Consider the following 9,480-nt stretch of genomic DNA (forward strand, 5'->3'; position numbering starts at 1 on the left):
CAGCCTGAGAACCGTATCCCCACGGCGGCGACGCCCGACATCCCGGGAGTGATGGTGCCCGTCCACGCACACGACTACATGACCGATCCACCCGCCGCGACGGGCCGGGGCCTGGACGGGCTGACCCTGCCGCGGGTGTTCGCCGAGGCCGTCCGCCGCGGGGGTGACGCCGTCGCCCTCGTCGACGGGGAGCGCACCCGCACCTGGACCGCCTGGCGGGCCGAGGTGGACGCGCTGGCGCGCGGCCTCCAGGAGGCCGGGGCCGGCCCCGGCGACGTGGTGGCCCTGCACCTGCCCAACTGCTGGGAGTACCTGACGCTGCACCTGGCGGCCGCCTCGATCGGGGCGGTCACCCTGCCCGTGCACCAGGGCAACGCGGGCCCGGACGTCCGCGCCCTGCTGGAGCGGGTGGAACCGGCGGTCGTCGCACTGCCGCCGCGCACCCAGGACGGCCCGCTGGCCGGGGCGGTGCTGCGGGCCGCCCTGCCCTCGCTGCGCGCCGTCCTGGTCACCGGCCGGGAGGCCGCACCCGGCACACGGACCGTGACCGGGCTGCTGGAGGAGTGGCACGGGCAGCGGCCGCACCCCGTCGAGGTGCGGCCCGAGTCGCCGTTCCTGCTGCTGCCGTCCTCGGGCACCACCTCGGCGCGGCCCAAGATCTGCCTGCACTCCCACGACGGCCTGCTCACCAACGCCCGGGCCGCGACGGAGGACTCCGCCGGCGCCTTCGGCGGAACCCTGCTGACCGCCTGCCCGCTGACGCACTGCTTCGGGCTCCAGTCCTCGTACGCGGCGCTGTTCCGGGCCGGACGGCAGGTGCTGCTGGCCAAGTGGGACGTCGACCGGTTCCTGGAGCTGGCCCGGGGTGCCGGGCCGACCGCGGTGGTCGCGGTACCCGCGCAGCTGCACGACGTCGTCACCCGGCTCCGGGGCGCGAACGGGGCGACGGACGGGGCGCCGACGGACGGGGCGACGGACGGGCCCGGCTTCGCGCCCGAGCGGGTCCTGACCGCGGGGGCCGCCCTGCCGCCGGCGCTGGTGCGCGACGTGCGCACCGTCCTGGACACCACGCTGGTGGTGGTGTGGGGCATGTCGGAGGCCAACAACGGCACCAGCAGCCTGGCCGCCGACCCCCCGGAGGTGGTCTCCCGCAGCGTGGGCCGGCCCACCCGCGACGCCGAGCTGCGCGTCCTCGACGAGGACGGCCGCATCTGCCCGCCCGGCGAACCGGGCGAGCTGTACTACCGCAGCCCCAGCATGTTCCGCGGCTACTACGGGGAGCCGGAACTGACCCGGTCGGTGATCACGCCGGACGGCTGGCTGCGCACCGGCGACCTGGCCTCCATCGGCACGGACGGCCTCGTCGTCTTCCACGGCCGGTCCGCCGAGCTGATCAACGTGGGTGGCCGCAAGTTCAACGCGGTCGAGATCCAGGCACTGCTGGCGGAGCTGCCCGGCGTCGGCCCGCTCGCCGTCGTCGCCAAGCCGGACCCGCGCCTGGGCGAGTACCCGGTGCTGGCGGTCACCGCCCGTCCCGGGGACGGTGAGGGCGGGGAGGGCGGGGCCGACGGACGGCCGCGCGGCACGGTCACCCTCGACGAGGTCACCGCCCACCTGCGCGGCCACGGCATCGCCGAGTTCAAGATCCCGCTGGAGCTGGTCGTCCTCGACGAGCTGCCCCGCACCCCCGCCGGGAAGATCAACCGCCGGGCGTTGGAACAGCTCCTGGCCGAGGACGCCGACACCCCGGCACAGGTCCCGGCCGGAGTCCCGCGCCCCGGTCCGGCCGCCGCGCTGGAGCTGGTGGTCACCGCGGTCGCCGAGGTGCTGGCCGCCGTCCCCGGCAGGAACGGCGAGGACGGCGGGGCAGGAAGGGACGGCGGGGGCGGCGATGACGGTGGGGTGCGCCGGGAGCCGATCGGCCCGGACACCACCTTCCGCGCCCACGGCCTGGACTCGGTCGCCTCCGTGCGGCTGCGCAACGCGCTCGCCGAGGCCACCGGGCTGCGGCTGCCCGCCGGGCTCGCCTTCGACTTCCCCACCCCTAACGCCCTGGCGCGTGAACTGGCCGGGCTGAACGAGAGCGACGCCGAGGAGCCGGCGGCCTCGACGACGGCCACGACGGCCTCCGGTGCCGACGAACCCGTGGCCATCGTCTCCATGGCCTGCCGGCTGCCCGGTGGTGCCGCCTCCCCCGAGGCCCTGTGGCAGCTGCTGCGCGACGGCACCGACGCCGTGTCCGGCTTCCCGGAGGACCGCGGCTGGGACCTGGACGCCCTCTTCGCCAAGGGTCGCGACGATCCCGAGGACCGCGAGGACCGCGAGGACCGCGAAGACCCCGATCGTGCCGACATCCCCGGCACCTCCGTGGCCCGCGAGGGCGGCTTCCTGCGGGACGCCGCCCATTTCGACGCCGGGTTCTTCGGGATGTCCGCGCGGGAGGCCCTCGCCACCGACCCGCAGCAGCGGCTGCTCCTTGAGACCGCCTGGGAGACCGTGGAGCGCGCCCGCATCGACCCCACCGCGCTGCGCGGCAGCCGTACCGGCGTGTTCGCCGGCGCGATGTACCACGACTACGCGGCGGGCGCCACGGACCCGACCGGTGAGCTGGAGGGCCTGCTGCCGGTGGGCACCGCGGGCGGCGCGCTGTCCGGCCGCATCGCCTACGCCCTGGGGCTCAACGGCCCGGCGCTCACCGTGGACACCGCCTGCTCCTCCTCCCTGGTCGCCCTGCACCTGGCGTGCCGGTCGCTGCGCTCCGGGGAGTCGGAACTGGCGCTGGCTGGCGGGGTGGCCGTGATGTCCACCCCGGCGCCCTTCGTCGGCTTCTCCCGGCTGCGCGGCCTCTCCCCCACCGGGCGCTGCCGGTCCTTCGGGGAGGGTGCCGACGGCGCCGCCTGGGCCGAGGGCGCGGGACTGCTGCTCCTGGAGCGGCTGTCCGACGCCCGTCGCCACGGCCACCCCGTCCTCGCCGTCATCCGCGGCTCCGCCGTCAACCAGGACGGCGCCTCCAACGGCCTGACCGCCCCCAACGGGCCCGCGCAGCGCCGGGTGGTCCGGCAGGCGCTGGCCGACGCCGGGGTGCGCGCCGCCGACGTGGACGCCGTCGAGGCGCACGGCACCGGGACCGCCCTGGGCGACCCCATCGAGGCGGAGGCCCTGCTGGACACCTACGGGCGCGACCGGCCGGAGGGGCGGCCGCTGTGGCTGGGCTCCGTCAAGTCCAACCTGGGCCACACCCAGGCCGCCGCCGGCGCCGCCGCCGTGATCAAGATGGTGCTGGCCCTGCGGCACGGCCTGCTGCCGCGCACCCTGCACGCGGACACCCCCACCTCGCAGGTGGACTGGTCGGCGGGGACGGTACGGCTGCTGTCACAGGCCCGCGACTGGCCCCGCGAGGAGGGCAGGCCGCGCCGCGCCGGCGTCTCGTCCTTCGGCATCAGCGGCACCAACGCCCACCTGGTGCTGGAGGAGGCTCCGGCCACGGCCACCGAGTCGGCCTGCGCCGGGGAGTCGGGCACCGCCGGGGAGTCCGGCACCGCCGGGGAGTCGGACACCGCCGGGGAGTCGGGCACCGCCGGTGGGTCGGGCACCGCCGGTGGGTCGGACACCGCCGAGGAGTCCGGCACCGTCGTGCCCTGGCTGGTGTCCGCGAAGGACGCCGCCGCCCTGCGCGGCCAGGCCCGCCGCCTCGCCGGGTACGCCGCCGCCTATCCGGAGGTGTCCGCCCGCGACATCGCGTACTCCCTGCTCACCACCCGCACCCTGCACTCCCGCACCGCCGTGCTGACCGGCGGCGACCGGGACGCGCTGCGCGGGGCCGCCGAGTCGTTCGCCCGCGGCGAGTCCGCCGGCGCCGCCGGGCGCGGTCCCGCCGGCGGTCCGCTCGAGCCGGCGTTCGTCTTCACCGGGCAGGGCAGCCAGCGCGTCGGCATGGGCCGCGGACTGGCCACCGCCTTCCCGGTGTTCGACGCCGCGCTGCGCGAGGTGTGCGCCCACCTCGACCCGCTCCTGGACCGGCCGCTGATCGAGGTCATGTGGGCCGCCCCGGAGAGCGAGCAGGCCATGCTGCTGGACGGCACCGGGTACGCCCAGCCCGCGCTGTTCGCCTTCGAGGTCGCCCTGTACCGGCTGCTGGAGTCCTGGGGCGTCGTCCCCGCCCGGCTGGTCGGACACTCGGTGGGCGAGATCGCCGCCGCCCACGTGGCGGGCGTGCTGTCGCTGCCCGACGCCTGCACGCTGGTCGCCGCGCGCGGCCGGCTGATGCAGGCGCTGCCGCCGGGCGGCGCCATGGTCGCGGTGCGCTGCGCGGAGGCGGAGGTACTGCCCCTGCTGGCGGGCCGGGAGGGGGAGGTCGCCGTCGCCGCGGTCAACGGCCCCCGCTCCGTGGTCCTGTCCGGCGCCGAGGGACCGCTGGCCGAGCTGACCGCCCGGCTCACCGACGCCGGCCACAAGACCCGGCAGCTGGTGGTCAGCCACGCCTTCCACTCGCCGCTGCTCGACCCGATGCTCGCCGGGTTCCGCGAGACGGTCGCCGGGCTGTCCTTCGCGCCGCCCGCGCTGCCGCTGGTCTCCGGGGTCACCGGGGAGCCGCTCACCGCCGAGGAGGCCCGCGACCCGGACCACTGGGTGCGGCACGCCCGCGCCGCGGTGCGCTTCGCGGACGCGGTCGGCCGGCTGGCCGGCGCGGGCACGGCCGTCTACGTCGAGCTGGGCCCGGAGGCCGCGCTCACCCCAATGGTCGAGGAGTGCCTCGGCGAACGGGAGCCGGGCACCGGCCCCGCCGTCGAGCCGGTACTGCGCGGTGGCGAGGACGAGGCACGCGCGGCGCTCACCGCGGCCGTACGCCTGCACGCGCTGGGCCTGCCGGTGGACTGGACGGCGGCGCTGCCCGGAGCCCGCGCGGTGACCCTGCCGACGTACGCCTTCCAGCACGAGGCCTACTGGCTGGCGTCGGTGCCCGCGGCGGCGGTGCCCGCGGGGCTGCGGCTGCCGTCGGCCGGTCCCGCCGACGGCCGCGCCGACGGTGCGGGTACGGAGCTGGCCGAACGGCTGGCGGGGCTGTCGGAGACGGAGGCGGAGAACCTGGTCCGGGACCTGGTACGGACGGAACTCGTCGCGGTCGTCGGGGAGCTGCCCGGCGGCGTCGGCGCCGACCATGCCTTCACCGAACTCGGCGTCACCTCCGTCACCGCCGTGGAGCTGCGCAACCGGCTGACCTCCGCCACTGGCGTACGGCTGCCTCCGACGCTGGTCTTCGACCACCCCACGCCCACCGCCGTGGCCCGTCTCGTGTGCGACGCGCTCCGGCACTCCGCGACGCCCCGCCGGCACGACGTCACCTCCCTGGTCGACGAGCTGGAGGAGCTACTCGTCTCGGGCACCCCGGTCGACTCGGACACCGGAACCCGGCTGCGCGCCCTGGCCGGTCGCCTGACCGCGTCCCGGGACACCGCCGCGCACTCCGCCGGGGGCCCGCTCGACCTCGACTCCGCCTCCGACGAGGACCTGTTCCGTCTCATGGACGGCGCCGACGGCGCCACGTGGTGAGCACGCGCCGTCACCGGGCACCGCACGGCGCGCCGCCGTCGGTGCCGGTGTCGGCGGCTGTCCCTGTGTCGGTGCCCGTTCGCGCGCCGCGGGCCGCCCGGGTGATCCGGGCGGCCCGCGCCCGCCGTACCCCGGTGTGCCGGGTAGCGGCCGGTCGTCGTCCGGTCCGCAGCCGTACGGTGCCCGGCCCCCTTCCTTCTCCCGGTTCCTTCCTCCGGTTCCTTCCTCCGGCCGGTCACCGGCCGACTGTCCATCCTCCGCAGACCCACGAGCGGGAGTACCTCTCATGAGCGGGCTCGTCATGCCTCCCATCGCCCAGCCGGGCCCGGTCCGGGGCGCCGGTTCCGGCGACCTGGTGATCGAGGCGGACGGCGTCACCAAGTCCTTCGGCACCGTCCACGCCCTGGACTCGGTCAGCGTCCAAGCACCCCGGGGCACCGTCCTCGGGCTCCTCGGCCACAACGGCGCCGGGAAGACCACCCTGGTCAACATCCTCACCACGGCCCTGCCGCTCACCTCGGGCCAGGCCCGCGTCGCCGGGTACGACGTGACCCGCGAACCCGTCGAGATCCGCCGCCGCATCGGGCTCACCGGCCAGTACGCCTCCGTGGACGGGCAGCTGAGCGGCCGGGACAACATCGTGCTGATCGCCCGGCTGCTGGGCGCGGGCCGCCGGGCCGCCCGGGCGCGCGCGGACGAGCTGCTGGAGCTGTTCGAGCTCACCGGCGTCGCCGACCGCCGTGCGAGCGGCTACTCGGGCGGCCTGCGCCGCCGTCTCGACCTCGCGGTGTCGCTGGTCGGCAGCCCCGAGGTGATCTTCCTCGACGAGCCGACCACCGGCCTCGACCCGTCCAGCCGCCTCAACCTCTGGGGAATCGTCGAGGACCTGGTCGAGCAGGGCGCCACGGTGCTGCTCACCACGCAGTACCTGGAGGAGGCCGACCGGCTTGCCGACTCGATCGCGGTGCTGTCCGCGGGCCGCGTCGTCGCCGCCGGGACCGCCGAGGAGCTGAAGGCGACCGTCGGCCGCCGCACGATCACCCTGACGCTGGAGGGCGGCGAGGACCGCGCCACGGCGGAGGCGGCGCTGCGCGGCGCGGGCTTCGCCCCGGTCAACGACGTGGAGCAGCCCCGGACCGTCGTCGTCCCGATCGACGCCACCCGGGAGATCGCCGACGTCATCCGCACCCTGGACCAGGCGGGCGTGGAGGCCACCGAACTAACCTTCGGCGAACCCACCCTGGACGACGTCTACCTGGCCCTCGCCGGGCAGTCCGCGTCCCGGACCCGGGCATGACGCCCCTCGTACCCGCACCCCCGACCGACCGTCGTCCCCCGTGGAGGAACCCGTGACCACCCAGCTCACCCCGGCGCCGCGGCCGGCCCTGACCAAGGTCGCGGCCGGCGCGGCGCCCGCGTTCGGGGGGAGCTCGCTCCTGACCCAGATACGGGTGCTGACCGGCCGCTCGCTGCGGGCGATGGTGACCGACCCGGGCATCGTCCTGTTCGGCCTGATCCAGCCGGTGGTCATCCTGTTCGTGCTGACCCAGGTGTTCAGCAAGATGGGCATGCCGCCGAACTTCCCCGAGGGCGTCAGCTACCTCGACTACGTACTGCCGGCCATTCTGGTGGACAACGCCGCCCAGTCGGCCATGCAGTCCGGCGTGGGCCTCGTGGAGGACCAGAAGAACGGCATGGTCGCCCGGCTGCGCTCGCTCCCGGTGCACCCGGGGGCGCTGCTGGCCGCGCGCAGCCTGGTCGGACTGGTGCGTGCCACCGTGCAGGTGATCATCATCATGGTGCTGGCGATCACCGTCCTGGGTTACTCGCCCAACGGCGGTGCGGCCGAACTGGTGCTCTCCGCCGGGCTGACGATCTTCATCAGCTTCTCGCTGGGCTGGGCGTTCATCGCGGCCGGTGCGTGGCTGCGCCGGGCCGAGCCGCTCCAGAACCTCGCCCTGATCGTCATCTTCCCGCTGATGTTCGCCTCCAGCGCGTACGTGCCCGTCGCCGACCTGCCCGGCTGGCTGGCCGCGGTCGCGAGCGTCAACCCGCTGACGTACGCCATCGACGCGACCCGCGCGCTCGCGCTGGACGTGCCCGGCCTGGACCACGCGATCCCGTCCCTGGTGATCAGCACGGTGATCGCCGTGGTCGGCATGGTCGCCGCCCTGCGCGGCTTCCGCCGGCCCCTCTGACCCCCGCACGGACACTCCCCCCGGACGTGCGGGGACCGAGGCCCGTGGACGCCCACCCCTTGCGTCCACGGGCCTTCGTCATGCCTCATGCCTCATGCCGGGATCGAGCGCGTCCCCGGGCGCTCCCGGGCGTTGCCGGGGGCGTGCGGTGCCCGGTTCTGTCTGTTTCCGGCCATCCGGATGCCCGGCTTTGTGGGGGCGCGCAGGGGAATCACCGCGTGGACGTGGGGTGTGCAGCCGCGCGGTGCATGCGCCGTGCCCTTTTCCGGTGCCGTGCGTGACCGGCGCGGGCGTGCGGCAACTGCCGTACATCGATGCCTAGTTGATTCAGCGATGCCCGCGGGGCCGGCGTCTGGGGGCCCGGCGGACGAAGGAGCCCGGTGCCGTGGGCACCGGGCTCCTGTGTGACCGGAATCGGTCATCGGGGGTGGGGGCAGGGTCGGGGGCGGGGTCGGGTCAGGAGAGGCCGAGTTCGTTGTCGAGCATGTCGAACATGTCCTCGTCCGAGGCGGAGTCGAAGTCGAAGGACTCCTCCTCCGTCTTTCCGGCCCCGGCGGCGGCGGAGGCGGCCCGCTGTTCCTGCCACTTGCTGCGGAGCACCTCCAGCCGTCCGGCCACCTGCTCGAACAGCTCGGCGTCCACCGCGACCCCGGACAGGCTCTTCTCCAGCTTGTCCAGTTCGGCCAGCACCGCCCCGGGGCCGTCGGCCGGGGCCGGGGCGACCAGGGTGTACAGGTGGGCGACGAGCTCCGCGGGCGTCGGGTAGTCGAACAGCAGGGTGGCCGGCAGCCGGACGCCGGTGAGGGCGCCGAGCCGGTTGCGCAGTTCGACCGAGGTCAGCGAGTCGAAGCCCAGGTCCTGGAAGGCGCGGGTCGGTTCGACGTCGGCCAGGCCGCCGTGGCCCAGGACGACGGCGATCTGACCGCGCACCAGGTCCAGCAGGACCTCCTCCCCCTCGGCGGGCGTGAGCCCGGTGAGCCGCTGCGTGAGGTCGGCGGCCGCCGCGGCGCCCTGGGCGGAGGCAGCCCGGCGGGCCGGGGTGCGGATCAGCGACCGGAACAGCGGCGGCACCTCGCCCTGCTTGCGCAGGGCGCCCAGGTCCAGCCGGACCGGCGCGACGGCCGGTGCGCACTCCGCGTCGCCGGTGACCGCGTCGAACAGGGCCAGCCCCTCTTCGGGCGTCATCGGCGGCATGCCCGCCCGGGTCATCCGGGCGATGTCCGCCTCGGACAGCTCCCCTGTCATGCCGCTGCCCCGGGTCCACGGACCCCAGGCCAGCGACACCGCGGGCAGTCCGCGCTCCCGGCGGTGCCGGGCCAGCGCGTCGAGGAAGGCGTTGCCCGCCGCGTAGTTGGCCTGCCCGGCGCTGCCGAGCGTGCCGGCCACCGAGGAGAAGAGCACGAACGCGTCGAGCTCGAATCCCGCCGTCGCCTCGTGCAGGTGCCAGGCCGCGTCCGCCTTGGGCCGCAGTACGGCGGCCAGGCGCTCCGGGGTGAGCGAGGAGACGACCCCGTCGTCCAGGATGCCCGCCGCGTGGATCACGGCGCGCAGCGGACGGCCGGCCGGGACGCCCGCCAGGAGCTCGTCGACGGCCCCGCGGTCGGCGACGTCGCAGGCGGCGACGGTGACCTCGGCGCCCGCGGCCTCCAGTTCGGCGGCGAGTTCCGCGGCCCCCTCGGCGGCCGGTCCGCGCCGGCGGACCAGCAGCAGGCCGCGGACGCCGTGCTCGGCG

General features: G+C 75.8%; 4 protein-coding genes. 3 read left to right on the forward strand and 1 reads right to left on the reverse strand.

The features are described 5' to 3' along the window. Positions 1 to 51 precede the first annotated feature (51 nt). From UW392_RS07490 to UW392_RS07500, 3 genes are all read left to right on the forward strand, one after another. On the forward strand, positions 52 to 5,550 hold the full coding sequence (locus UW392_RS07490) for a polyketide synthase (RefSeq protein WP_320774085.1): 5,499 nt from the start codon (positions 52 to 54) through the stop codon (positions 5,548 to 5,550). Positions 5,551 to 5,836: 286 nt separating this feature from the next. Continuing rightward, positions 5,837 to 6,847 carry an ATP-binding cassette domain-containing protein gene (locus UW392_RS07495; RefSeq protein ID WP_320774086.1) on the forward strand — a complete coding sequence of 337 codons (1,011 nt, stop codon included), beginning with the start codon at positions 5,837 to 5,839 and terminating at the stop codon, positions 6,845 to 6,847. A gap of 52 nt (positions 6,848 to 6,899) precedes the next feature. Then, entirely contained in the window at positions 6,900 to 7,748 is an 849-nt protein-coding gene (locus UW392_RS07500; RefSeq protein WP_320774087.1) for an ABC transporter permease, read from the forward strand. Positions 7,749 to 8,204: 456 nt separating this feature from the next. On the opposite strand, the gene UW392_RS07505 is transcribed toward UW392_RS07500, so the two are convergent. Next, positions 8,205 to 9,480 (reverse strand): beta-ketoacyl reductase (locus tag UW392_RS07505; RefSeq protein ID WP_320774088.1); only part of this gene is annotated, 1,276 nt, incomplete at its 5' end.

The sequence above is a fragment of the Streptomyces sp. CRN 30 genome (assembly GCF_034105845.1).

Coding starts and splice junctions, on each gene's coding strand:
- UW392_RS07490 (WP_320774085.1), top strand. CDS start 52: ATGGTGCCCGTCCACGCACACGACTACATGACCGATCCACCCGCCGCG.
- UW392_RS07495 (WP_320774086.1), top strand. CDS start 5,837: ATGAGCGGGCTCGTCATGCCTCCCATCGCCCAGCCGGGCCCGGTCCGG.